Annotated in this window: 18 protein-coding genes and 5 pseudogenes; 7 read left to right on the top strand and 16 right to left on the bottom strand. The window is 68.2% G+C overall.

Annotated features, from left to right (window positions below; genetic code table 11):
* Positions 1-115 precede the first annotated feature (115 nt).
* The 4 genes from OHS82_RS01175 to OHS82_RS01160 all read right to left on the bottom strand — a co-directional run bounded on the left by OHS82_RS01175 (position 116) and on the right by OHS82_RS01160 (position 5,404).
* Positions 116-1,612 carry a cellulase family glycosylhydrolase gene (locus OHS82_RS01175; protein WP_107105109.1) on the bottom strand — a complete coding sequence of 499 codons (1,497 nt, stop codon included), beginning with the start codon at positions 1,610-1,612 and terminating at the stop codon, positions 116-118.
* Between the two features lie 191 nt (positions 1,613-1,803).
* Positions 1,804-2,964: a cellulose-binding domain-containing protein gene (locus OHS82_RS01170; RefSeq protein WP_328433029.1), complete on the bottom strand. Its 1,161-nt coding sequence runs from the start codon at positions 2,962-2,964 to the stop codon at positions 1,804-1,806.
* Between the two features lie 26 nt (positions 2,965-2,990).
* Entirely contained in the window at positions 2,991-4,163 is a 1,173-nt protein-coding gene (locus tag OHS82_RS01165) for a cellulose binding domain-containing protein (RefSeq protein ID WP_328433028.1), read from the bottom strand.
* A 737-nt stretch (positions 4,164-4,900) separates the two neighbouring features.
* The gene (locus tag OHS82_RS01160; protein ID WP_328433027.1) at positions 4,901-5,404 is read right to left on the bottom strand and encodes an N-acetyltransferase; all 504 of its coding nucleotides are present in this window, start codon (positions 5,402-5,404) and stop codon (positions 4,901-4,903) included.
* A gap of 361 nt (positions 5,405-5,765) precedes the next feature.
* On the opposite strand from OHS82_RS01160, the gene OHS82_RS01155 reads away from it, so the two are divergent.
* Positions 5,766-6,479 (top strand): hypothetical protein, encoded by a 714-nt coding sequence (locus OHS82_RS01155; protein ID WP_328433026.1) that lies wholly within the window; start codon positions 5,766-5,768, stop codon positions 6,477-6,479.
* Positions 6,480-7,320: 841 nt separating this feature from the next.
* On the opposite strand, the gene OHS82_RS01150 is transcribed toward OHS82_RS01155, so the two are convergent.
* From OHS82_RS01150 to OHS82_RS01115, 8 genes are all read right to left on the bottom strand, one after another.
* The gene (locus OHS82_RS01150) at positions 7,321-8,058 is read right to left on the bottom strand and encodes a phosphatase PAP2 family protein (RefSeq protein WP_443061762.1); all 738 of its coding nucleotides are present in this window, start codon (positions 8,056-8,058) and stop codon (positions 7,321-7,323) included.
* 13 nt (positions 8,059-8,071) lie between these two features.
* On the bottom strand, positions 8,072-9,028 hold the full coding sequence (locus tag OHS82_RS01145) for a hypothetical protein (RefSeq protein WP_328433025.1): 957 nt from the start codon (positions 9,026-9,028) through the stop codon (positions 8,072-8,074).
* On the bottom strand, positions 9,025-9,366 hold the full coding sequence (locus OHS82_RS01140) for a PadR family transcriptional regulator (RefSeq protein WP_057582360.1): 342 nt from the start codon (positions 9,364-9,366) through the stop codon (positions 9,025-9,027). Before OHS82_RS01140 ends, OHS82_RS01145 begins: the two co-directional genes overlap by 4 nt.
* Before the next feature lie 577 nt (positions 9,367-9,943).
* Complete coding sequence (locus OHS82_RS01135; protein ID WP_328433024.1) at positions 9,944-10,420, bottom strand: S26 family signal peptidase; 477 nt, start codon at positions 10,418-10,420, stop codon at positions 9,944-9,946.
* The gene (locus OHS82_RS01130; RefSeq protein WP_328433023.1) at positions 10,420-12,228 is read right to left on the bottom strand and encodes an ABC transporter ATP-binding protein; all 1,809 of its coding nucleotides are present in this window, start codon (positions 12,226-12,228) and stop codon (positions 10,420-10,422) included. The genes OHS82_RS01135 and OHS82_RS01130 overlap by 1 nt, the downstream gene beginning before the upstream one ends.
* A 4-nt stretch (positions 12,229-12,232) precedes the next feature.
* Positions 12,233-12,787: a TlpA family protein disulfide reductase gene (locus OHS82_RS01125; RefSeq protein WP_328433022.1), complete on the bottom strand. Its 555-nt coding sequence runs from the start codon at positions 12,785-12,787 to the stop codon at positions 12,233-12,235.
* Between the two features lie 11 nt (positions 12,788-12,798).
* The gene (locus tag OHS82_RS01120; protein WP_328433021.1) at positions 12,799-13,320 is read right to left on the bottom strand and encodes a MauE/DoxX family redox-associated membrane protein; all 522 of its coding nucleotides are present in this window, start codon (positions 13,318-13,320) and stop codon (positions 12,799-12,801) included.
* A gap of 80 nt (positions 13,321-13,400) precedes the next feature.
* Positions 13,401-13,622 carry a hypothetical protein gene (locus tag OHS82_RS01115; RefSeq protein ID WP_328433020.1) on the bottom strand — a complete coding sequence of 74 codons (222 nt, stop codon included), beginning with the start codon at positions 13,620-13,622 and terminating at the stop codon, positions 13,401-13,403.
* A 227-nt stretch (positions 13,623-13,849) separates the two neighbouring features.
* On the opposite strand from OHS82_RS01115, the gene OHS82_RS01110 reads away from it, so the two are divergent.
* Positions 13,850-17,680 carry an NACHT and WD repeat domain-containing protein gene (locus tag OHS82_RS01110; protein WP_328433019.1) on the top strand — a complete coding sequence of 1,277 codons (3,831 nt, stop codon included), beginning with the start codon at positions 13,850-13,852 and terminating at the stop codon, positions 17,678-17,680.
* Positions 17,681-17,866: 186 nt separating this feature from the next.
* Here the strand turns inward: OHS82_RS01110 and OHS82_RS01105 are convergent, their stop codons facing one another.
* A complete protein-coding gene (locus OHS82_RS01105; protein WP_328433018.1) occupies positions 17,867-18,127 on the bottom strand; it encodes a hypothetical protein in 261 nt (86 codons plus the stop codon).
* Positions 18,128-18,484: 357 nt separating this feature from the next.
* On the opposite strand from OHS82_RS01105, the gene OHS82_RS01100 reads away from it, so the two are divergent.
* Positions 18,485-19,204: a carbon-nitrogen hydrolase family protein gene (locus tag OHS82_RS01100; protein ID WP_328433017.1), complete on the top strand. Its 720-nt coding sequence runs from the start codon at positions 18,485-18,487 to the stop codon at positions 19,202-19,204.
* Positions 19,205-19,264: 60 nt separating this feature from the next.
* Positions 19,265-19,510 (top strand): annotated as a pseudogene (locus OHS82_RS01095) (IS982 family transposase); the annotation flags it as partial.
* A 29-nt stretch (positions 19,511-19,539) separates the two neighbouring features.
* On the opposite strand, the gene OHS82_RS01090 reads toward OHS82_RS01095, so the two are convergent.
* Together OHS82_RS01090 and OHS82_RS43350 are read right to left on the bottom strand one after the other, a co-directional pair.
* Entirely contained in the window at positions 19,540-20,184 is a 645-nt protein-coding gene (locus tag OHS82_RS01090; RefSeq protein ID WP_328433016.1) for a hypothetical protein, read from the bottom strand.
* A gap of 503 nt (positions 20,185-20,687) precedes the next feature.
* Positions 20,688-20,891, bottom strand: a pseudogene (locus OHS82_RS43350) (IS982 family transposase); the annotation flags it as partial.
* Between the two features lie 293 nt (positions 20,892-21,184).
* Between OHS82_RS43350 and OHS82_RS43345 the strand changes: the two are divergent.
* A pseudogene (locus OHS82_RS43345) lies at positions 21,185-21,636 on the top strand (transposase); the annotation flags it as partial.
* Positions 21,637-21,818: 182 nt separating this feature from the next.
* Here the strand turns inward: OHS82_RS43345 and OHS82_RS01080 are convergent.
* Positions 21,819-22,688, bottom strand: a pseudogene (locus tag OHS82_RS01080) (LysR family transcriptional regulator); the annotation flags it as partial.
* Positions 22,689-22,786: 98 nt separating this feature from the next.
* Here OHS82_RS01080 and OHS82_RS01075 point away from each other — a divergent pair.
* Both OHS82_RS01075 and OHS82_RS43340 read left to right on the top strand, forming a co-directional pair.
* Positions 22,787-23,152, top strand: coding sequence for a YybH family protein (locus OHS82_RS01075; protein ID WP_328433015.1), 366 nt, complete (start codon positions 22,787-22,789; stop codon positions 23,150-23,152).
* A 300-nt stretch (positions 23,153-23,452) separates the two neighbouring features.
* A pseudogene (locus OHS82_RS43340) lies at positions 23,453-23,753 on the top strand (transposase); the annotation flags it as partial.
* Positions 23,754-23,755: the final 2 nt, after the last annotated feature.

The following is a 23,755-nucleotide window of genomic DNA, read 5'->3' as shown; positions in this document are numbered from 1 at the left end:
CCGACCACCACCCCGGGGGTCGACCGTGTCGGGGCGCAGGCAGACACCGACCAAGCACGATCTCCGCACCGGCCGGTGCGCCGTCGACGACCCGGGCGAGAACCTGGGCACTCGGTTATGGGGTCGAGTAGGGGTCTTGGCTGATCAGGTGGGCCTTCAGACCCTCTCCGACGCCGGGCTCCGGGGTGCCCGCCCAGTCCTTGATGAGCACACCACCATTGCTGCAGCCCCAGGGGTTCCAGGTCCATGCGAGATAACTCATGTTGTGCGCGTCGGCCCAGTCCACCAACTGCTGCATGTAGTCGAAGCCGCAGTTGTCCTGGCCGAACTCACCGATGACGACCGGCACGTGCTGGGCGAGCGGCGCGACTTGGCTGTCCCAGCAGGACACTGTCGCACAGGCGTTGAAGCTGTACGAATGCCATGACGCGGCGATGTTGTTCAGCGGGTCGTTCGGCATGTGCGTCAGCCACTCGCGCATGTCGTTGGCCCACTCAAGTCCACCCAGCATGAGGACGTTGGTCGCGCCGGTGGCCCGGACCGCGTCGACCAGGTCCTGCATGCCCGCCGTCTCGTACGGGAGGCCCGTGCAGGTGCCGCCGTCGCGCCAGCACTGCCAGCCGACGGTCTTGTCCCAGCCGGCGGCGATCTCCGGGTACGGCTCGTTGAACAGATCGAGGACGACGGCGTCATTGCCCTTGAAGGTGTTGGCGACACCGGTCCAGAACTGGGGGGCGTACTGCGCGTCCGGCATGGGTTTCTGGCAGGTCGCGGTGGCGTCCTTGCAGTGCCAGTCCGGCCCGTTGGTATAGGCGCCCCGCGTCCAGTGCAGGTCGAGGATCGGGGTGATGCCATTGGCGACCAGCAGGTTGACGTAATCTTTGACGCCCTGCTGGTAAGCGGCCCCCTTGGGCGAGCCGTTGAGGCCGAGCCAGCATTCCTCGTTCAACGGCACACGCACCGCGTGGATGTTCCAGGTCTTCATCGCGTCGACGGAAGCCTGGTCGACCGGGCCGCCGTCCCACAGTCCCTTGCCCTGAACACAAGCGTATTCACCGCTGGAGCGGTCCACGCCCAGCAGTCGGTACGGCTTGCCGCTCGCGGTGACGATCCTGTTGCCGGAAACCTTCAGCTCCGGCGCCGGACCGCTGGGACCGCCGGTCGCAGTGGTGGTGGGGCTGGGGGTCGGGGATGTCACCGAGCCGGTACAGGTCACGCCGTTGAGCGCAACCGATGCGGGTTGCGGATTGGCGCCCTTCCACGCACCGTTGAACCCGATGGACGCCGACCCGCTCGTGTCCAGCGTCCCGTTCCAGTCGAGGTTGGTGGCGGACACGTGGGTTCCGGACTGTGCCCAGGTGGCACTCCAGCCGTTGGTGACCTTCTGGTCGGAGTTCGGGAAGTCGAACGTCGCGGTCCACCCTCGCACGGGGGAGCCGAGATTGGTGATGGCCAGGTCCGCGGTGAACCCTCCCGGCCATTCGCTCTGCACCTTGTACGCGACCGAGCAGCCGGTGACGGCTGCCGATGCGGGCAGGGTGGCGATGACAAGGCCACCCAGGATCAGTGCACCGGCGGCGCCGGTGGCTATCAAGGTGTGACGACGTTTCACCTGATCTCCTTGTTGCGTATGGGATCGATGAGCTTGATACCCATCTGATCGACGGACGGGTGAGCCAGGGCCCAGGCCGTGGGCCTGCAGCTGACCGGTCCACCAGGCGGGTGCTGCGCGCCGTACGGATCAAGGAATCGACAACTGTCGCGCGTTCAGATCCGGTCGTCCCGGCACATTCCATGCGGGCGTCAGCAGCCGATCGGTGAGGAGCCCAGGGCCACGTCGTCGAACCAGAGAGTGTCGTCCCCGGTGCTGTAGCTCTCCCAGCCCAGGCGCAGGCCGGTGGGGCGGGGAGGGGTCCTGCGGGCGAGCCACTGCCCGTCGACGTTCTGGGTCGGCACCCCGTCCACGCGCAGTCCGGCGATCTCCTGGTCGTCGACCCAGGTGCGCATGGACTGGGCGGTGGTGTCGATCTGGTACCGCAGGCACAGCCACCGACCGGTCGCCAGCGGGGTGCTGAGCGCGAGACCCGCCGGGCTCTGTTCCGGCAGCGTCGCGTCGTCGCTCTCGCGGTTCCACTGCAACGCGCCGTTCTGCCCGCCGACGCGCAGCGCCTTGCTGCCCTGTGAGGCGTCCGGCATGGACACGAAGGTGACGTGGTTGATGGGCAGGGCGGTGGTGTGCCGGACCCGCATCCGCACGTACACCACGGGCCCGACGGAGGACAGATCGCGGGTGGAGGCTGCGAAGACGTGGTTGCAGTAGCCGGCGCCGCCGTCGACGCGCAGCGACCTGGTGCCGCTGTAGGCGACGGACGTGTCGACGCTGACCTTCCCCGTTCCCTGGCAGTCGGGTGCCGTGGTCTGCCAGGCGCCCGAGGGCACGGTGCCGGCTTGGTCCTCGAAGTCGGAGCAGATCGTCGCCCCGGCCCCGGCGCATTCGGCCGGCGCCGTGGATGTCGCCGTCGGCGTCGGCGTGGGAGTCGCGGTTCCGCCGCACGGAGCGCCGTTGAGGGCAAAGCCGGTGGGGGCGGGGTCGGCGGTGCGCCAGGTGCCCTGGAGGCCGAAGTCCACGGACCCGCCGGCGCCGAGCACGGCATTGTGCGCGGCGTTCACGGCGGTCACCGCGCTGCCCGACTGGGTGACCTGCGCGTTCCAGGCGGACGTGACCTGCTGGTCGCCGCCGTAGGCCCACTCCAGCCGCCAGCCGTTCAGGGCGGCGCCGAGATTCGTGACGCGGATCTGGGCGGTGAAGCCGCCGGACCACTCGTTGGTGGTGTACGTGACCGTGCAGCCCGTCGCCGCGCCCTGTGCGCGCGACGTCGCGATGACGGGAAGGGCAACCGCCACCACGGTCAGAACCAATGCCCACAGAGGCAGCCGGTGGCGGGGCACGCGTAATGAATTCATGGCCGTGATCACTCTCTCGACGGGAGTCAGGACGCGGTGCAGAGGAGTGTGCCAAGGTCTCGGTCGTCGCCGTTGAGCGTCATTCCCCAGGTCGTCGACGCGCCCGGCGCCAGGGAGCCGTTGTAGGAGGCGTTGTGCACGGTGGTGGCGGGGCGGGACGGATCCACCACCGCGTTCCAGCGGTTCGCCACGGTCACACCGCCCGGCATGGTGTGGTGCACCGACCAGCTGGTGACCGGCCGGGACCCCCTGTTGGTGACCGTGACGTCGGTCTGGTACCCGCCCTGCCATGAGCCGGTCAGCTTCCACTGCGCCGTGCAGGCGGTGTCGCCGGAGGGGCTCGGCGCGGGAGTGGGAGGCGGTGTCCCTCCAGAGGTGTCAGTGGTGTAGGGGACGGCGGTGTAGTCCTGCGAGCAGCCTCCCGCGCAGCCCGACGGCAGCGAGAAGGAGTACGTACGGCCGCCGCCCAGCCAAGCGTCGGCGGCGTCGCGGATCCGTACGGTGAAGTCGCTTCCGCCGGAGGCCGTCGCGCCGATGACATAGGACTGCCCCATGTCGCTGTTCATGGTGGCGTCGGTCCAGGTGCCGTTCGCCAGGTACTGGATGCCGTGGACGCCGTTGGGCAAATGGGAGACGGCGATGGCGGGCCAGTACCGCTGGGCTCCCCTGAGAAAGCCGATACGGATGTCGCCGCTGTAGTCCGGGGCCGTGACGAAGCTCCAGGAGACATGACGGTTGTTCCAGCGGTCCGGGTACATCGCCCCCACGGGGGTGCCGCCGATCCGGAAGCGGTTGAGGGAATCGGTCGCCAGGTCGAGGTGGTTCGGGTCGTCCCGGCACCAGGCGTTGGAATCGGCACAGCTGTCCGCGACGAGCATGGTCAGGGTGGCCCCGTTGTACTTGTCGGCCACCCAGGAGCCGTTGCGGCAGAAGGGCTGGCCAGGGGCGCCGTCGTTGGTGCCGGAGCAGTAGTCCCCGATGGTGACCTTGACCCAGCGGCCGCAGTTGCGGCCGTTGTCGAAGGCACCCTTGATCGGTTCTCTTGAGTCCGGCACCGGGCGCGGGTAGGAGCCCGAGTAGTCGCCGGGTGTGTTGAACACGTTGAGCGCCACGAAGTCCTGGCTGTCCAGTTCGCGCTGCGGCAGACCACAGCCGCCGTAGGGGCTCCCGAGCCCGTCGAAGTGGGTCGCGTTGCCCAAGACCTCAGTGGCGGCGGCGCTCGCCACGGGCGGCTGGGCGGCCGCGGCCACGACGGGTAACGCGGCACAGCAAAGCGCTGCCAGCAACACAGCAATGCGCTTTCGGGCGGGCGAGCGGTGGATCGAAAGAAGCTGCATGGGGGGATCCGCCTTCTTCGTGACGGGGCGCCGTGACGTTCGCGCGGGACCCCTCTCGGAGTGAGCGCTGGAGCACCAGACTGTGGGAGCGCTCCCACAGTCTCCGTATCCGGGACTGTAGAAGAGGGCCATGACCCTGACAAGGGGTCGCGCCCGACTGAGCAGCGGGCCGGGGCCGGCGGCCCGCGAGTGGAGGCCGTGCTCAGTGCATCCGACTCCAGTCATCTGCACAGCCGACTTCGAAGACTGGTAACTGTCACAAACGTTCCTTTGCGCGAGCAATATCAATCACGGGTCGCCGGTACCGCGCCGGACCTGAATTCGTTCGCAGACCCCGTTCTCACTCAAGAGCGGGACGGGCCCGCCTCTGAGGCCTGCATTGTGCATAAGTCCGGGCCCATGACGGACCCTCAGCAGCCTTCCCCAACCCACCGGTCGGACGCCTACGACGTCGGAACAGCACGCCTGTCCGAAGGGTGCCGCACCGCCCGCCTCGCCTGCCGCCCGCCTCGCCTGCCGCTCGCGCGGCCCACGCGCGGAAACCGCCGCAGTCCCCCGATCGACCGACAGCCTTCGGGATCGGTAGGGGCACCTACCGCTTACGTGTCGGGATGCTGCGGCAGGGCGAGCCAGTCCGACCAGGAGATCTCACGGCCGAGGAAGCGTGGCTGCTCGAACGGCCAGTCGGCGGCGATCCACTGCGGCACCAGCGCGTCGAGGGCCTGCTCGACCTTGCCGCCCACCAGCTCGTCCACCACCCACCAGGAGATCTCGCCGTCCGCGCCGACTCTCTCCGGCGGGTCGATGTAGACACAGCCGAGCAGAACTGTCTCCGCCGCGTCGAACAGCGCGTAGTTGAAGGACTGGTGCGCGGCGATCTCCTTCTCGTGCCGCAAAAGGTCGGCCTGGTCGGCCTCGTAGGTCATGGTGGCCGCGGGCCAGCCCCAGGCCGGGCCGAAGATGGTCCACAGCCGCTGGCGCGAACCCATCACAGCCGGATAGTCGAGCGGGGTGTCCGCCTCCCGGATCGGCCGCAGGTGATGACCACCGCCTGGCAGCGGTACCAGGGAGGGGTGGACGAAGTCATCGGGAAGCCAGCTCATGGCGCTCGACCGTAGCAGCGCGCGGCCGTCCGCTCCCCTGGATTTTCCCCGCACACCGCCAGGCTCTGCTCTCATGCCGAGCAGGGCCCGCGATCCGAGACTCCCGTTCACGGATGCGACGTCTCACCTCAGCGCGCTGGACGCGTACGCACATCTGCGATGCTGGGTGGATGAGCAAGTTGTGGCAAGGACACGTCATCGATGGCACGCGCATCGTGGTCCCGGCGTCCGGTGTGACGCCGAGGCACGTGCTGTGCGCGGTCGGCGTGGGCCTGGATCCCGAGGTCATCAGCCGGGCGGTCGAGGAGGCGGGTGCGGGGGACTTCACGCTCGAGGAGTTCCAGCGGGAGCCTGACCCCGGATGCGTGAGGCGTTCGACGTTGCGGTGGCGTCCCGCCGGGCCACCGGCGTCGACGAGTTCGGCGACGACGACTGGGCCGCGGTGGACGCACACGACTCGGTCGCCTATGTCCTGTCACCGCCGGTCTCCCAGGCCACCGGCCTCGACGTGTCCCGCCGGGCGCTGGCCGTCACCGCTGCCCTGCTGGCCAACGGAGCAACCGCGGTGAAGAACGAGTCCAGCGGGGTGGCCTGCGGCCGGGAGCGGTGGCTGGCCCTGGCGAGCGAGGCGGCCGCCGCCGAGACCGCGGACGACCTGGTCGGCACCCTCGTCCGGGCGTGGGTCGTGCCCGTGATCCACGACGGGGAGGTCTACTACAGCTGTGGCATGCACCTGCTGGGCGAGGCCGACGTGGAGCTGGCCCCCGGAAGCACCGCGGTGCCCGAGCCGGAGCTGCTGTGGGAGTGGGTGACCACCATGGAGATCGCGTCGTACTACCTGCTGACCGAGCAGCCGGACCACGGCGTCCAGAACGGCGAGGGCTTCCGCATCGCGCAGGACGCCACGCGCTGGATCATGAACCGTGTGGAGTGCGAACGGTTCGAGGACGACGACTTCTTCCACAACCCGTACGGATACTGGCGCCTGACCCCGGCTGCCCGCGACCCACGGAAGGGGACGAGGCTCAAGAGCCGCAACCCCCGCACGACCTTGGGAACGCGACGGAAGGGGTGAGAGCGGGGAAGGAGTGGAGAACTCCGGACCACGGGCCGAACGCCGCGCCCCTCTCCGGCGTCTCAGTACCGATCGCGGTCCCGCCCACCTGGGCGACCGCACATGACGCGAAGGTGCGATGGGCCAGGTGGGTGTCGGTGGTGGGTGTCAGTGACGGCACATCAGAGCTGGGTGATTTCGATGGTCGGGCGTTGAGGAAGTGCGTAGTCACTGTCGTGGGGCGGTTTCTCTAGCCGTGCGGCTGTCATGGGGCGATTGGCTTCCTTCACGTGAAGTAGCAGCGATTGGTCAGCAGTTCGGGCAACAGTTGGCGATCTTGAGTGCTGCGGATGTTCACCAGAAATGAAGCCACCCGGCGGCGGACCGAGCGGTCTGCGCTTTGACCGGTGATCAGAGCTGGGGGATCGGCGTCAGGTCCACGAGCGCGCTCGTCGCTTGGTGGCTGTCGTCGGTTGCGAGCATCACGGCGTTGTGGCGGGTGGGAATCCGCGCGTCGGGAGAAACGACTGCATCAGCTTCGACAGCGCCGCATCGGCCTGTTCCCGCCAGGATTGGACCCACTCTGCGTCAAGCCGCTCACCCGGCACGTTTCGCCCTCGAATGCAACGGACGCATCGCTCGTCGCGGGTCTCCCGGTGATGTGGTCGGTCCCCGGGCGGGCAAGGGCTCCGGCCTCAGAATGGTGCCAGGACGGCCCGCAGGACGCCGGGCACGTCGGCCGGGTCGACCCCAAGCGTCGTTGCAGTCACTGTGTGCGCTGGGGGCATCGCAGACCTGGTGACCGGCCTATCGGAGGACACGCCCGGGCGGGAGCGTATCCCCGCTCGGGCGTCGACGGTCGCTACGACTGGGCGGTGGCATCGGATCGCCGCTTTGCCGGGATGCGCCGGTTCCCGCCCGGAGCCGGCCACATGGTCAGCCCAGTGCGGGAGGTGTGTGGCGTGCGGTGTGTGCGGGCCGCCCGACTGCGGCGTACGCCTTCATATGTGCGGCCCTGGTCTGGCGTCGCCGCGGAGACCAGTGACCTGGTGAGGGTGTCGTTGCGTGCGCCGGAAACGAGGGCAATGGCCAATGCCACCGTCAGGGTGATGACGGGCAGCGCACGGGTGCTCCGCGTGGCGGCCGGCGCGGCGGTCGGCGGCAGTAGCCAGGTTGCGAGGCCGTAACAGACACAGGCCAGCAGTGTGGCCCCCAGCACTTCGCTGGGCCGGTGGCCGCCCATGGTCGCGCTGGCGGCGGCGATGCAGGAGAGCCAAAGCACACCGGCCATGGCGACGTACGGGCGGGTGCGGGGGGACACCACGAGGACGGCGGCGAGAGTCAGCGCAGCGGGGATGGCGGTGTGCCCGCTGGGAAAACCCTGACCAAGGAGATTCTCGGGCGCGCCCACCAGATCGGGGCGGGGCAGGGTCGATTTGAGCACCTCCTTGCCTCCGGTCGTGAGAATGACGACGCCGAGCGCCGCGCACCCCGGCCACCAGCACCGCCGCACCAGGGTGAGGACCACGATGACGGCCAGGCCCACCATGACGGTGGGCTTGGCGCTCAATTCCATCGGCGGCAGGGCTCGGCCGCCCACCAGGGGTCCGCTCCTATTCGGGGAGTTCCTGCCCCTGTCGGCGCTGGGCGGTGATCGCCAGGGCGGGGAGGGGCGCGATCAGCAGGAGGAGAACGACCACGTCCGGAAGGGACTGCATGAACGCGTCCGGCCGGACGACGATCGCCTGCGTGCGGACGATCGCAACCGCCGAGACGGGGATCAGCCACCGGTGGTCGCCGGTGGCTGCCGTCGCCACCCACGCGCCGAGCAGCGCGGCGACCTCGAGGGCGAACAAGCCGCGCTGGAAAGCCGGACTGACAGAGATGATGTGCAGGCCACCGGCCACGAACATGGCGAGCAGGACAGGGGCCAGCCAACGGAACGAGCGGCGTCGCAGACGACTGGGACGGCAGAGGGCCAGCGCGGCGCACGCGGCGCACAGTGCCCCCGAGAGCGCCAGGTCTCGGGCCGTCAGCGGGGCGCCCAACCCGTAGTAGCTCAAGCCCGCCTTGCCCTCGCTGCCGAAGAGGGTGCGGCCGTGGGACGTAGCGCCGGCCCAGATCATGGCTGCCGCGGCCGGCAGCGCGACCCATGCCCTGCCACGTAGTAGAGCGATCAGGCAGCCCAGCGGGAGCAGCCCGTAGGGCAGCAGCCGTATCCGTGTGGGTCCTTTGGCCCACGGGTACCAGCCGGAGAAGTGGAAGGCGATGGCGTGCTGTCCGGGGTCGATGTGCAGTGCCCAGTGCCATACATCCTGCAAGTACGGAACCAGCGCCAGCGCGGCGAGGGCCAGGGCGGCCAGATGGATGCCGTCCAGCCACCACGGCCGAGTGGTGTCGTCAACGGTGGCACGGGCGCGGGCCTGCACCCCGGCGCACACCAAGGCGGCAACTTCCCGCGGCGGGGGCCAGGAACGGCCGGGATATGCCTCGGCCAGGCAGGCCAGCAACTCCTTGCCCTGCCGGGAACGGTAGGACGTGGGATAGGCAGCAAGCAGCAGGCGATTCATGCCGGGGCCGCTCCGGCGTCCCGCGCGCGTCCGATGACGACGGCCGCCGCCTGCTGCATCCGCAGCGCTTCCCGGCCGAGAGCCTCGGTGCCGTCCTCGGTGAGCCGGTAGTAGCGCCGCGCCCGCCCGTCCACGATCTCCTCATGGCCGGCGGCCACCAGCCCGGCCCCCTCCATCCGCTCCAGTGCGCCGTAGAGCGTGGCGACAGCGATCCGGAGCCGACCGTCGGTGGCCTGCTCGGCAGCCTTGATGATGCCGTAACCGTGCAACGGTCCGTCCATGAGCGCAGCAAGGATGAAGTACTGAGATTCCGTCAAAGGCGGCTTCCGTCTGGTCATGCATCAAGAATATATCGAGCTACGGAATATATCCGCCAGACTTGAGTGATCATCGACAGCGCCTCCACGCCCACGGCGAGCGTCACCCTCTCCCGGCCGGCGGGTGCGACGGCTGTCTCCTCGACGCCCCGTGCGTCGTTGACGGATGCCCACCGCGACCTGGTCCGGGTGGCATGTCTCCCACCGCGACCGCCGGACCCGACTCGCCTCCGTTGAATCTTCCATGGACCAAAACCGGTTGACCCGGACCGACCGGGCGCAGCCGGCGAGGCAGCGTTCACCGCCATGAGGTACCTGACCGAGATCCGCCCGGTGCTGGTGGACTGGTCAGGCTGACTCGAACCCCTGCGCGAGGCCACACGCACCGACATCCTGGCCGTCCGCGACCAGTTGGAGGGCTCGAAGCGGCACCACACCATCAGCGTGATGCGGTCGCTGATCCGGCACGGCAAGAACAAGGGCACCATCTTCCAGGCGAGTACCCCATGTGGGACCGGGCTCTCGCCCTCCTCAACCGGGACCTGGAGGTCACCCGGTCGCGAAGGGGTCTGCCGCACGACCGGGTGACAAGGGAGTTCTATCGGCGCTCCTCCCTCAACTTTCGCATGACCTTGCCCTCGACCGCATTGAGTGACAGAAATCCGTACGAGCGGGAGTCGATGCTGCTTTCCCTGTTGTCTCCCAACACGAGCAGCAGTCCGGCCGGCACGGTTCGGGGCACTTGACGGGTACCCCATGCTGCGAAGCGGATGTCCTCCGGAACCATGTCACCCGGAAGGGCAGCCACCCGCTTGATGACAGGGAGGTGAGTGGCGGCGGCCCCGGGCGACACCCGGTGGCCCGTGACCGTGTTCAGTACGGCGACGTCTCCCGTGCGCAGTTTCGACGTACGCACGCGGCGAGTGATCACCTTCTCCCCGTCGCGGTAGGTCGGGCTCATGCTGGGGCCCAGCACCCGCACAATCGTGATGTTGCGGCGTATCCAGCGCAGCAGGCACAGAGCGGCCACGGCGATCACCGTGAGCAGTCCGACGAACGTCCGCAGTGCGAGCATCACGGCACCTCCGCGGGTTCGTCCCGGTAGCCCCGGGCCTGAGCTTCGAACATCGCGGCGTATCGCCCACCGTGTGCGACGAGTTGATCGTGGTTGCCGCGTTCGATCACCTGACCGCCGTCCATCACCAGCAGCAGGTCCGCGTCGCGCAGCGACCCCAGGCGGTGAGATATCAGCACGCTGGTGCGTCCCTGCCGGTACCGGGTCAGCTGGCGGTGGATCTCGGCCTCGGCCTCGGCGTCGAGACCCGAGCTCGGTTCGTCGAGGATCAGCAGATCGCGGTCGCTGCGAAGGTACGCCCGGGCGATGGCGAGGCGCTGCCACTGACCGCCCGACAGCGTGACCCCTCGTGTGGCGTGTGCATCGTCGCCCTGAAAGAATATGCGTGACAGCAACGTCTCGTATCCTGACGGCAGTTCGGTGACGAAGTCGTGCGCGCCTGCCTCGATCGCCGCCTCGGTGATGCGCTTCGCGGATGCCCTGGCCAGATCCCCCAACGCGATGTTCTCCGAGACGCTCAGGTCGTACTTCATGAAGTCCTGGAAGACGGCGCCGATGCGGTGGCGCAACTGGGAGGGGTCCAGTTGTCGGATGTCGACGCCGTCCCAGAGAATCGTCCCGCGCTCGGCGTCGTACATCCGGCACAGAAGTTTGATGACGGTGCTCTTGCCGGCGCCATTGCGTCCGACCAGTCCCAGCACCTGGCCCCGGTCCACAGTGAAGCTGACCCCACGGAGTGCCCACGGATGTTCCTCGGAGTAGCGAAACCAGACGTCATGGAATTCGATTCCGTGCGTCAACGGGGCCACAGAGGCGGGGATTTGGGGGACCGGAAGGTCGGGGCCGCTGTCGACCACGGCGAGGAAGTGCTGGAACATCAAGAGCTGATGATGCGAGCGGGCGATGTCGCGCATCATGCCCGCGCCCGCCGACTGTACGCCGACCACTGAGCCGATCAGCAGTGATACGTCGCCTAGGGTGATGTGCCCGTTGGAGGCTGTGACCACAGCCCATAGGACGGCCAGCCCGGAACATCCGGCTGTGACGAGTCCTGCCAGCGACTGGGCCACGAGCTCACGCCGGTCGAGGCGCGCCCGTTCCGCGTTGCCCTTGAGGCGCTCGGAGGTCATACGCCCGCGCAGGTGTCCGCCGATGTCGAAGAGCCGGATCTCCTTCGCGGCCTGCAGGTTGGTGAGCAGTTCCCGGTAGAAGAACTCCCGCCGTTCCGTGGGTCCCAGCCTCCAGTGCGTATCGGCCCGGCGCTTGGCCAGCCAGAGCTCGACGCCCAGTACGGGAGCCACGGAGACGGAGACGACCACGGGCAACCACCAGGCAAGCAGAGCCAGAGAGCCGAGGAAGCCGAGCGCCATCACGACAGCCCTGATGACGGAGAGTACCGCCGAGACCACCACCCCCGGAGTCGTCCCGCCGTGCTGCTGCGCGAGCCTCAGCCGGTCGAGGAAGAGAGGATCCTCGAACCGTCCCATTCCGATGAATCGGCCGGTGGCTTCGTAGAGCTGTTGCTGGGCCAGTAGGCCCACCCGACGCTCCACCTCCTTGTTGACGTACTGCGTCGTGTGCGGCAGCAGGCCGCCGACGATCCCGACGCTCGCGAGGGCCAGGGCGAGACGGACGACAGCATCGCGGTCGACGCCGCCGTTGCGGGCGATGAGATCCAGCACGAGTTTCGTGAGCCACGTGGTCAGGACCGGGACAAGGGCGCCCAGGATATTGAGCACCATGAGAGCGCAGGTGTACGTTCTGCTGGCCTGCCATGTCAGGCGCAATGCCCGAACTGTGCCGTGCACCTCTTCACCTCCTCGTGGCGACCGGAGCCAGGCTCTCGACGCCTGGGCCGGAGGCGCGGACCACCCCGTCGGCGCCGATCACCGCGAGGGCTGGGTAAGCCTTGACGCCCAGGGCTCGGGCCACCGGCCCCTGGCGTCCCTCGACGATCACCGTGGCGATCGGGTCGAGCAGCAAAAGCTCCTCCGTGAAGTCGCCGTGCGTCCCCACCAGGATCACCAGGACCCTGTCACGGTCGAAGCTCTGGGACTTGACGAGGGAGACGAATTCGGGAATTCGCTCGTGGCACGACGAACAGCCGTATGCGAACACCCCTGTCAGAACCGGACCGACAGACAGGAACTGCTCGGAAATCGGTTCATGGCGTACGGTGACCCCCTCGAAGGCGTCCACCTGCTCGCCCTCGGTGCGCATGACGCTCGGCATGTCGCCCTTCGAGGCCGTCGAAGTCCGCTGCTTGGCATTCATTTCGCGCAGTCGTCGCACGATGCCCACAGTGAGAATGATGTTGAAAATGGACAGTGCTCCGAAGAGAATCGTCAGCACGACGACGAACGCCATGATGTCTCCCGTCACTCGATCGGTCGGAACAGTTGTGAGATGTCGTCCGTGTACAGGGTCATGCATGCGATCGCTGCCCCTGCCACCAGTGCGGTGATCGCTGCTTTGAGTTCGATGCTCGTGCCCGGGCCGGACAGTGCAGCAGTCAAGCCGGCAGCCGCCCCGACGAGAAGCACGGCATTGCGCAGGAGATGAGCCGGCCCCACGGGTACGGCCGAGGCTCCGAAGCAGCGGCACGCTACCTCGCTGCCTTTTGCGACGGCGGCTCCGATCACGGCCGTGAAGGCGGTAAGAAGCCCGAGAGATACGAGGAATCCGAAGACGATGGTGTCGTCGAAGATCAATAGCGTGACGGAAGCCGTCTCGAAGGCAATCACCCCAGGGGCGACAATGCGGGCTGGAAGCCGGGGAGCCAGCTCGTGCGCGGTGGTGACGAAATCGGAGAAGTTCCGCCGGCTCCGGATCTTTCCAGCAGTGGACAGTAGAAAAACCATGCCTATCAAGGCGCGGCAACAGATCAGCAAGTAACCCATTGAGTTCACCTTTGAGGGCGATAGACCGCGCCTCGCTCGACTGCCGAGGCGCGGTCCTTCACCCAGTGCGTGCGTATCGGTCAGCAGTTGTCGGAAGCAGTGCAACCGGTCGACGTGGTGAACCGGTAGCCGTCGTCACACCGCCAGTACGAGATCTCCTTCCACCACCAGAACGGGCAGTGGGGGTCGCAGACGGTCTGCTCGATCCAGCAGGCCTGGGCTCCCTGCGACTGCGCATGGGCGCCGGTGTTGGGGGCGACCACGCTCAACAGGCGGTCACCGAGCGTTGAAATGCCACGCATGCTTTCTCCCTCGTTACCTCGGAGCGCGGGCCCGGGGAGGCCTCGGCTTCGATCGATGCGCCCGTCCGATGGGGCGCTGGAGAAGAGCTTTGGCCGCCGGCCGATTGTCTGGCAGACCCCTTTCACCACCTCAGACAATCGCCGGCCCCGCTTGAAGGGGTGTTGGGGAAGGTGAGGAGCAGGGGTTAGCGTCGAGTGAGGCAGGTAGTTGCGGATACGGGGGAGCCATGGGACGTCGGGAACGGCCGCTGGATCCGACGGCGGGGCCGGTCGCGCAGTTCGCATGTGAGTTACGCAAGTTGCGGCAGGAGGCGGGCGGCGTCACCTACCGGGTGATGGCGGCCAAAGCGCACTACTCTGCGGCGACGCTGGCGCAGGCTGCGGCCGGAGACCGGCTGCCGTCGCTGTCCATCGTCCTGGCTTACGTCGGAGCGTGCGGTGGGGATCGTGCGGAGTGGGAACAGCGCTGGCATGAGACTGCGCGGGAAGTGTCCGAGCAGGCCCGCGAGGCCGAGGACGGTAGCGAGCCTCCGTACCGGGGCCTGGCCCGCTTCGGCATCGACGATCACGAGTGGTTCTTCGGCCGGGACCAGCTCGTCGACCAGCTGATGGACCTGGTCGGCCGTAAACAGCTGGTGACGGTGACAGGGCCCTCCGGCAGCGGCAAGTCCTCTGTGCTACGCGCCGGACTGATCGCCCGAATGCAGCGGACCGCATCCCGGCAGGAACAGCCTGCCGTGATCCGCGTCCTCACTCCAGGGCCGAACCCAGCCCGCACGCATGCCGGGATCCTGGATCCCGAAACGGCCCCCGCCCGCACCGTCATCGTGGTGGACCAGCTGGAGGAGGTCTTCACGCTCTGCGCCGATCCGGCCGAGCGGGCCCGCTTCCTCGACCTGCTGTGCGCCCTGCGATCCGCTCCGGGCATCCGCGTCGTGGTCGCCATCCGGGCCGACTTCTACGGTCACCTCACCCGCCACCGCCGTATCGCCGAGGCAGCCCAGGACGCCACGCTGCTGGTCGCGCCCATGAACCACAGGGAACTACGGGAGGCCATCGTCCGGCCTGCCGCACTGGGCGGGCTCGTCGTGGAACGCGCCCTGACCGCCCGGATCATCAGAGACGTCGCGGACGAAGCCGGTGGCCTGCCGTTGATGTCTCACGCCCTGCTGGAAACCTGGCGTCGGCGCAGCGGCCGGGTCCTGACCGAGGCAGCCTACGATGCCGCCGGCGGCATCCGGGGGGCGATCACCCGCACGGCGGAGGACTTCTACGGACGCCTCACCCCCGAACAGGCCGAGACCGCCCGGCGGATCCTGCTCCGACTGGTGACGCCCGGCCAGGGGAACCAGGACACTCGCCGTCCGGCGGACCGCGGCGAGATCACGACCCTGGGCCCCGCAGCCGCGTCCGACGCTGACCTGGTCCTCGACCGTCTGGCCCGCGACCGTCTGGTCACCATCGACAGGGACACGGTCCACCTTTCCCACGAAGCCGTCCTGTCCGCCTGGCCCCGGCTTCGCGCATGGATCGAAGAGGATCGCGACCGCCTGCGCACCCAGCTCCACCTGACTGAGGCCACCCACACCTGGCAGACACTCGGCAAGGACCCCGGCTCCCTCTACCGGGGAGTACGTCTGTCCGTCGCCGAGGCGCACTGTGCCGGCCCCGGCCGGCGGGACGATCTCACCCCGGCGGAACGGGAGTTCCTCACCGCCAGCCTTGCCGCACGCGCGCGGGACCGTCGCCAGCGGCACACCCGCACGGCCGCCCTGTCCGTCCTCGTCGTCCTCAGCCTCGTAGCCGCCCTCACCGCATGGCAGCAGAACCGTTCCGGTGAACGCGGTCGTCAGGAAGCCGAGGCACGTCGCGTCGCCGCCGTCGCCGACAGCCTGCGTCCGTCCGACCCGCAAACAGCGATGCGCCTCAGTCTCGCCGCATGGCAGGTCGCCGACCTGCCCGAGACCCGCTCCGCCCTGCTCGCCGCCGCGAGCGAGCAGGAGCAGGACGTCTTCACCGACCCCGACAGCAGCCCCGCGACCATGCGGCGGCTGAGCGCCGACGGAAGCACGTTGATCAGCATTGGAGCGGACCATGTGACGCACTGGGACGTGTCCACCCACCGACGCCTCAGCGTCCTGCCGGGCCTGGGCCGGAGCCTGGATGGCGCGGCCTCGCCACGAACCGACGCCGGGTGGCTCCCGGTCTTCGTGGACAACCGGGTGGCCGTACGCGATCTCGCCACAGGACGCTCCTCCGGCCTGCCGCTGGCAGACGCCGACAACGGTGTGGAAATGAGCCCGAGCGGTCGCCTCCTCACCGTGTACGACAGGAACGACACCCAACTGGCGATCCAGCTCTGGGATCCGCAAACCCGGCGCAAACGCCTGCAGATCGAACTGGAGGTGACTGGTCGACGTGCCGACCGCACCGACGTGACCTGGGAGAACCTTTCGGCTCTCCACCGTACATACAGCACAGAGCGCCGTGGCGGCCATGACCATGAAGTCCCAGGCGTCCCCGACGCGATACTGAGCGCCGACGACCGCTACCTCGCCGTATGTGTCCCGGGACAGAGGCTGCAGCTGTGGGACGTCGCGAAGAAGCGCCGGCTGACGACCCCCTGGCTGCCCCGAGTCACCGAGCGTCAATGCGCCCGGGAGCAGATCGAGTTCAGCGCGGACAGCAGCCACCTCGCCATTGCCGACGACACAGGTTTCCGCACCTGGAGCATCATGACGGGCCGGGAGCTGCCGAAAGTCGTGCACTCAGGGCTGAGCATCGTGGAACTGGGCGAGGGCGGCTCGTTCATGGCCGCCGCGGACGGTTCGGAGATCCTCGTGTGGCGGCTGGCCGCTCCGCAGTACCCGGTGTACCGTCACCGGCTCTCCGGAGAGACCGTCAAGGAGATCAGACTGGACACCCGAGCGGGAATCCTGCGCTACGTCGGCGGCCCGGCGGAGTCCTGGGGACCGTCGGTGCACACCCTCACTCTCGGTCCGGCCGGGTCCACCCGCTGGACCGACGTACCTTCCCTCGCAAGCACCTTCGGCCCGGATGGTGCCACGATGGCCACAGCGGTGCCGGACCCCGACAGCAAACGCATCCAATTCCGTGTCGTCGACACACGGACAGGAAAAACCCTGGCCGGACCACCCTCCGTGACATGCCCCGTGTCTGACGCAGGCACGCTCGCCAGCTGCCAGGTCCTCATGGACCTCGACTCCACGGGCGAAATGCTCGCCTACGGAGTCAGGCGCTTCGATCCCGCAACCGGACCGCCAGGAAGTCTCGCAACGTATGACGTGTCCCGCCGACGGATCACAACGGTTCTGGGCGCCGACGAACTCGGCGCGAGCCCACCGTCGTACGTGACCTTCGGGCCGCAGGATCACTCACTGTTGCTGTCCGACATACCAGGCTACGGTTCCGCACCCGCGCGTATCTGGGACCTCCGCCGCCGCACGACGACTCGCACGATCCCCGGCGCCGCTGGGCGAGCGGTGCTGCATCCCGACGGTGACCTGGTCGTGTCCCAGCAAGGGCGCGCGTACCAACTGCCGTCCGGTACCGGCCTACCGGCAGCCCAAGGCCCCGGCGTGACCAGCGCGGCCGCGTTCAGCCCCGACGGGAGGTACCTGGCAGCCGGCGACTCGTCCGGCCGCGTGGTGCTGTGGGAAGGCCATCTCACACGAAGACTCGGCGTACTCGCCTCCGGCACGACACACTCGCAGTACGTCTCAGCGCTCGCCTACTCTCCCGACAGCCGAATGCTCGCCGTCGCCGCAGACGAAGGCACCCTACAACTGTGGGACACCGCCTCACACCAGCCGATCGGAACGCCCCTGCCCACACCCGGCGACACCATCAACGCCCTGTCCTTCAACGCCGACGGCAGCAGGCTCTACGCCTCGGGCGCCCGCACGCCGCTCCAGACGTACGACATCGCTTTGGACACAGCCGCCGAAAGAGTCTGCCGCCGCGTCACCAAAGGCCTGACGCCACTCGAGTGGCGCCTCCATCTTCCAGGTGTTCCGTATCAGCAGACCTGCCCCTGACGGCTTGAGGTGAACCCACTTGCGCCATGGACGGACCCGCACGTCGGTGCCGGCACGGGGCGGACGCGGGCACGGGGCGGACTATCGCCACGACTTGTGACGCTCAGGCGGTGGGCGGATTTTGACAGGGACATCCAGTCGTCGTCCTCGACGGTCTCCACCTCGAGCAGAACGTCGAAGCGGACCCTAGTGGCCACTGCAATTGGCGGAGATGTCCTCCAGCAGCGCCTGAAGTTGGGCTTCGTCCGACTTTATTCCATTTTCCAAAGCTTCAATTTCCTCCCTCAATTGTTGAGCCTTTATTGGATCCGTTTCATGCATGAGCTTGAGCTTGAGTGCCGAGAGCTTTTTTCTCTCTTCCTTTAGTTCCTTTTTGCCTAGCTCGGCATCGTGCCGCATCTGGGCGCAGATGTCAGTGCTGGAACCAGCGTGAGGTGTCGTTGCCATAGCGGCCTCTCTCCCACATAGGGGCGGACGGCAGGTGGTGGCGGTCCGCTATTTCCAGCGTCGCACCGCCGTGTAGTCCACGCATCTGGGGGAGTTGGGATACTGTTCCACCAGCGGGACCCGCCTCAATAGGAACGGCGAGGCTGTCGTGGCGCAGGACGTCCGCGAGCCCGATGGCGTTGGCACCGGGCGGCATTGACCCTGAAAAACTCGTCCCGGTTGGTCAGCGTCGGTGTTCGGTCGGAAGCGGTTCGGCATTCGGCTGGAGGGTGTGTCCTTTCGCCACGGCGATGAGAAAGAAGTGACGGCCCGGGCCCGGGGTTCCGCCCGCGGCGGGCAGGCGGGATGATGGCGGGCATGATCGTCGCAGCTGCGCAGTTCGCCCCGGCCGCCGGGGATATCGAGAGCAACGTCCGTACGGTGTCTGATCTGATCCGGCGGGCCGGCGCTGAGGGTGCGCGGGTCGTCGTCTTCCCCGAGCTGGCCCTGAGCGGCTACGAGCCGACCCTCATCCGTGCGACCCCGGCCGCTTGTCTCGCTGAGGGAGACGCCCGGCTCGATCCAGTACGGGAGGCATGCCGGACGACGGGGGCGGCGGCCGTGGTCAACGGGCCGGTGCTCATGGCCGGGGCGGAGGGCCGGCCGGGTATTACCTCGCTGGTCATCGGCCCGGACGGCGCGCTCCTCACCCGCTACGACAAGAGGCATCTGTACGGCTTCGAGGCCGAGGTCTTCGCCCCAGGTACCGCTGACGGGCGCTTCACCCTCGATGATGTCCGTTTCGTGCTCGCCACCTGCTACGACAACCGCTTCCCCGACATCGCCGAGCGGGCCGCCTCAGACGGCTGCGCCGTCTATCTGGCGAGTTCGGCGCTGGATGCCGAGAACGACTCGTTCGAGAAGGTGTATCCGGTGCGGGCCAGGGACTTCGGGCTGTACGTGGTGCTGGCCGACCTCATCGGCCCGAGCGAGGTGGGCCCATGCGCGGGCCGCAGCGGTGTGTGGGGCCCGGACGGCGAGCGGATCGCCGACGCGGGCCCCGACCGGGAGGGGTTCGCCCTTGCCGAGGTGGGCTGACGAGTCCGCCGGGTGAGCCACACGCGCAGGCGCTTGGGGGGGCCGGGAGCGCCGGCTGGCCTGCTACGGCCCTCCTGCCGCGACTGCGGCACACCACGGCCGGGAGAAGCCCTGCTCAAGACGGTGCGTCAGCTGATCGGGTCGGTCAGTGACACCCTCAAGGGGGAGCTCGATCCGGAGCAGCACGTCGGACGCACCTTCGAGGGTGTCGGAGTCCGGGTGGCCCAACGGATCCTGGCGATGACCTGCGCGATCTGGCACAACAGCGCCATCGGCGCACCCGTCACCCGCTCGCTGATCGCCTGAGACCACTGAGCCACCTCGGAACTGCTCGCCTAGACCTTCTGGAGCCGCAGCTGCATCTGGCAGCCGCCGGAGCGCCCGTCGGTGTCGATGCCGATGGTCACCGGGCTACCCGCGAACGCCGTGTGGTTCTGGTCCGAGGGAAGGGAGTTCACGCACTGGCTGCCGTCGCCGTCCGCGAAGTACCTCACCTCCAAGATGACGTCGGAGCGGCCCGAGACGGCGAAGGTGAGATTGCAGCCGCCCGGCCTGCCGTCGGTGTCGACCCGGACCTGGGGCCCAAAGGTCTTGAACCGCTGGATCGGCATCTGAAAGGTGCCCGGGTTTCCGCACTGTCCCGCGTCGCCACCGGCAGTGGCCCGGAAGGCATAGGAGATGGACGCGCCCGACAGTGTGTTGTCCGGGTCGAAGATGCCGAAGGACAGCTGACAGCCGCCCGAGCGGTTGTCGGTGTCGAACCGGATCGACCGGGTGAAGTCCGGGTTGCGGCCCCACTGCTGCCCCGCCAGCCCCCCGCATTGCCCGGCATCGCCGTCCGGGTTGAACCGGATACCGATCTCCGCCACGGCGGCGGCAGTGGTGCTCTCCGCTGCCTGCGCCGTCGAACCGGCCAGACCGGCGATGAGCGAGCCGGCGGCAAAGACACCGGACAGCGCTCTCAGGCGTGAATTCGTCATGCTGTTTCCCCTCCAGGGCATCGTGGGCACACGTCGGCCACAAGGTGGCGTGAGTGAACGCGATGGCCGCGTGAACCTCGGCGGCGCCTGGTCAGTGGCGCCGCGTCTCCTGCATTGCGTTGTGGTTCAGCACGCGACAAGAGCCCCCCGTTGTCGCGCCGCCCCAGTATGAGATGCGCGAGGTCAGGCGCGCACTGTCGGTAATGGGCCAATCTGCGGAGCGTGAGCACCGAACAGGTCAAACCGGTCGGCCGGTACACTCGCTCCGCACTATCTCCGCAGCTCAGGCCGCGCAGGTGACGCACAACCAACTCTCGCAGGGCGGAGCCATATTCGTCCGGCACAGTCCGCCCACCACCAGAGCCGCCCGGAGAAAGGGCTTGCATTGATCTTGACGATGCGACACGGCCACCTCCAGGGGCGGTCGACCGGCTCAGGAGAGGCCGCTACGCCTGAAATCACCCCCAACTCCACTTCTGCCAAGGCCACTTGGCGGGCCCCGACACCCCACGCAGGTCGGCTTGGGTGAAGCGCAGCCGGCGGGCCTCGCAGTGGAAGCCCGGAGTGGCCTGTGCTGCGGCCAGGGTGACCAGTTCCGCGTCGGCCGGCCGGGGCGGTCGCCCACGCCGGCGCGGAGTCTTCAGGCGGTCGTCGACGTGGACGTAGAGTGCCGTCCTGAATGTGTGCTCAAGATCGAATCGGCGCAGGAATGCCTGCCGGTGCCGGTGCTGTGGTGGGTGGCGTCGTCACCTTGGTGTCGATCGGGACCGGGCCTTCCCTGCGCGAACATCGGGTTCTCCAGCCCGGCAGCGGCTCCGTTCAGCAGCGCCTGACGGAACGCGCCGTCGAGTCGCGCCTCGAGCCCCGTGACGCTGATCGCAAACGAGGCCGAGGGTGTGGATCGCGTTGCCCCTTACGCTCCGCGACCACAACGCCGTAGTCGCACCCTCGCCGACGCCATGGCCGCCCCCCCCAGCGCAGTTGACGAGTCGTGGAGTGGATCGCAGAAGCGTTCAGGCCCGTCCGCGCCGCCCCCATCGGGGAGGCCGCCCTGGAGCGGTTCGTGGAATTGACCGACGCCTTGGGAGGGAAGTACCCGGCGATCGTCCGGCTTTGGGAGGCGGCCTGAGCGGAGTTCGTGCCCTTCCCCCGGTTCGACGTGGAGATCCGCAAGATCGTCTGTACCACCTACGCGATCGAGAGCGTCAACGCGCGGATCCGCAAAGCCGTCCGGGTCCGAGGGCACTTCCCGACCGGCCAGGCTGCCCTCAAGCGCGTCTACCTGGCTGTCATGAGCCTGGACCCGACGACGGCACGGTTGCGGAGCGCCCTGGCGGCGACGGCCGCGCAGTGGTTCCGGGACCGGACGCTTGCGCTGGACCTTGCGCTGGACGGCCGCTCCGAGCCTTCGACATTGCCTTCGACGGCCGGTTCACCGCCGGGCGACGCTGAAGAAATCCGACCTACTTCCGCCGTTCACTGCACAGACCTGGTGCAGGCCCGCGAGTTCGCGAAAACGGAAGGCCATTCGGCGGCAACCCGAGGGTCTGTTGCCTCACATGTGGGGGATGGCCCTGGGGTCGCCGCGAAGCCGCTGAGTCGGCCTCTACTGGTGCAGCCCCAGAAAGTCCCGTGAAGGCTTGTCGGCTGTGCATGAGCAGTTCGCGTACCGAGGGGTTGTGTGCGCTCTTCCAGATGAGGGCGAGCAACGCCGGTGTTTCGACATCGTCGATGGTGCGGGCGGTGAGCCGGTCGCGGTAGCTCGCGGCCATCGACTCGCTGAGGATGGCGACGCCGAGCCCGCGGGCGGCGAGGTCTGCAATGGCATCCGCGGCGCTGGCTTGCAGCGCGATCGAGGGCTGGAGGCTCTGTGCGGCGCAAGCCTGGTCAAATACGGCGCGCAGGCCGGTGCCGGGTGGCATGCACACGATGGGGTAGGCGATCAGGTCGCGTAGGGTGACCCGGCGTTGTTTCGCCAACGGGTGCCCGCCCGGGACTGCCGCGATGAGCCGTTCGCTGATGATTGTCAGCGCGTCCAGCCCGTCGGGGGTGGCCGCTGCGGTCCCGATGAGCGCCAAGTCGACGGCGCCGGTACGTACCCCTTCGGCAAGCCGGTCGGAGCTGTCCTCCAGCAGCGAGATCTCCACACCGGGATGCGCCTCGTGAAATACGGCGAGGGCTTCGAAGAGCGGGGCGAGGGTGCAGCCGATGACCATCCCGACGGTGAGCCGGCCCCGGATCAGGTCGGTCACCTCGCCCACTGCCTGGCCGACTGCCTCAGCTGCGGCGAGTGCGGCGCGGGCGTGTTCGAGTGCGGCCGTTCCCGCGACGGTGAGGGTGACGGTTCGGGCCGACCGGTCGAACAGTTCGGCGCCGAGTTCCCGTTCGAGCTGGCGGATCTGGGCGCTGACGCCGGACTGACTGATGTGCACCCGCTCGGCCGCACGGGTGAAGTTCTGCTCGCTGGCGACGGCGACGAAGTATTCCAGCTGCCTTAGTTCCATGCTTGCGAATTCTAGTTTGCAGAAGATCCATCTGTTGGACTTCTGATTGCCGGGCGATCACGCTGAGAAGTGCCGGAGCCCGACGTCAGGAGGAACCCATGCCGGAGCACGAGAAAGCGATGCGGCCCGAGGACATCACCCGCTTGTTCGTCGAGCGGTCCAATGCCGGTGACGCGACCGGGGTCGCCGCGCTGTACGAGGAGGACGCCGTGATGGCCTACCCGCCCGGCGAGCTGACGGTGGGGCGGGATGCGATCCGCGCGCTATGGGAAAAGGTGCTGGCCAACGGTCCCCGCTTCGAGCCGGAACAGCCGCTGCCGACGTTGATCAGCGGAGACATCGCTCTCACCTCGACCCCACCCAAGGACGGGGCCGGCGCGCGGGCGCAGGTCGTCAGGCGTCAGTCCGACGGAAGCTGGCTGCGCCTGCTCGACCAGCCCGAGTTCGTCCCGCCCGCCCGCTGATCCCGTCGCCTCCGAAAGTTCGCAGGACGGAGGCTGTTGAGTGGGCTCTTGAGGGGCCATCGCTGACGCGATGGCCCCTCAAGAGCGTGGTGATTCCAGGGGCCGCTCCAGCAGGGCCCGCGCGGAGTTCCGCACGGCGCATCGCGGCCTTCTCATCGAGCCCGAAGACCTCCGCCGGATGGAGTGGGTCAGGGCCCTTGACGATGGCCCACCCGAGGCGGCACCCGGGTCACTGGCCTGCCCTTCACCAGCCACCGAAAATTCATGAGGGCATCGTGCCAGGTGGCATCTCACCCGTTGCCGGACCGGGTGCGGGCCGACAGAGCGTACGACTCGCGCCGCAACCGGGCCTACCTGCGCAGACGCGGGATCAAGGCGACCATCCCGGTCCCCGCCGACCGGGTCCGCAACTGCCAGAAGCTCGGCTCCCGAGGCGGTCGGCCGCCGAAGTTCGACAGAACCGACCACCGCGAGCGGCATGCCGTCGAGTGCGGGAATTGACCGCCTCAAGCGCCACCGGGCCGTGGCCACGAGATACGACAAGCTCGCCGTCCGCTACGAGGCGACCGTGTTGGTCGAAGTCCTCAACGAGTGGCTGTGACC

The sequence above is a fragment of the Streptomyces sp. NBC_00425 genome, from assembly GCF_036030735.1.
Classification (GTDB): domain Bacteria; phylum Actinomycetota; class Actinomycetes; order Streptomycetales; family Streptomycetaceae; genus Streptomyces.
This window is presented reverse-complemented; position numbering and strand designations above follow the sequence as displayed.

What these genes read in the sequence shown, in the direction of transcription:
- OHS82_RS01110 (WP_328433019.1), top strand. Translation starts at nt 13,850, where the DNA reads ATGGGACGTCGGGAACGGCCGCTGGATCCGACGGCGGGGCCGGTCGCG.
- OHS82_RS01160 (WP_328433027.1), bottom strand. Translation starts at nt 5,404, where the DNA reads ATGAGCTGGCTTCCCGATGACTTCGTCCACCCCTCCCTGGTACCGCTG.
- OHS82_RS01100 (WP_328433017.1), top strand. Translation starts at nt 18,485, where the DNA reads ATGATCGTCGCAGCTGCGCAGTTCGCCCCGGCCGCCGGGGATATCGAG.
- OHS82_RS01135 (WP_328433024.1), bottom strand. Translation starts at nt 10,420, where the DNA reads ATGCTCGCACTGCGGACGTTCGTCGGACTGCTCACGGTGATCGCCGTG.
- OHS82_RS01140 (WP_057582360.1), bottom strand. Translation starts at nt 9,366, where the DNA reads ATGACCAGACGGAAGCCGCCTTTGACGGAATCTCAGTACTTCATCCTT.
- OHS82_RS01170 (WP_328433029.1), bottom strand. Translation starts at nt 2,964, where the DNA reads ATGAATTCATTACGCGTGCCCCGCCACCGGCTGCCTCTGTGGGCATTG.
- OHS82_RS01120 (WP_328433021.1), bottom strand. Translation starts at nt 13,320, where the DNA reads ATGGGTTACTTGCTGATCTGTTGCCGCGCCTTGATAGGCATGGTTTTT.
- OHS82_RS01075 (WP_328433015.1), top strand. Translation starts at nt 22,787, where the DNA reads ATGCCGGAGCACGAGAAAGCGATGCGGCCCGAGGACATCACCCGCTTG.
- OHS82_RS01115 (WP_328433020.1), bottom strand. Translation starts at nt 13,622, where the DNA reads ATGCGTGGCATTTCAACGCTCGGTGACCGCCTGTTGAGCGTGGTCGCC.
- OHS82_RS01105 (WP_328433018.1), bottom strand. Translation starts at nt 18,127, where the DNA reads ATGGCAACGACACCTCACGCTGGTTCCAGCACTGACATCTGCGCCCAG.
- OHS82_RS01090 (WP_328433016.1), bottom strand. Translation starts at nt 20,184, where the DNA reads ATGACGAATTCACGCCTGAGAGCGCTGTCCGGTGTCTTTGCCGCCGGC.
- OHS82_RS01125 (WP_328433022.1), bottom strand. Translation starts at nt 12,787, where the DNA reads ATGGCGTTCGTCGTCGTGCTGACGATTCTCTTCGGAGCACTGTCCATT.
- OHS82_RS01145 (WP_328433025.1), bottom strand. Translation starts at nt 9,028, where the DNA reads ATGAATCGCCTGCTGCTTGCTGCCTATCCCACGTCCTACCGTTCCCGG.
- OHS82_RS01155 (WP_328433026.1), top strand. Translation starts at nt 5,766, where the DNA reads ATGCGTGAGGCGTTCGACGTTGCGGTGGCGTCCCGCCGGGCCACCGGC.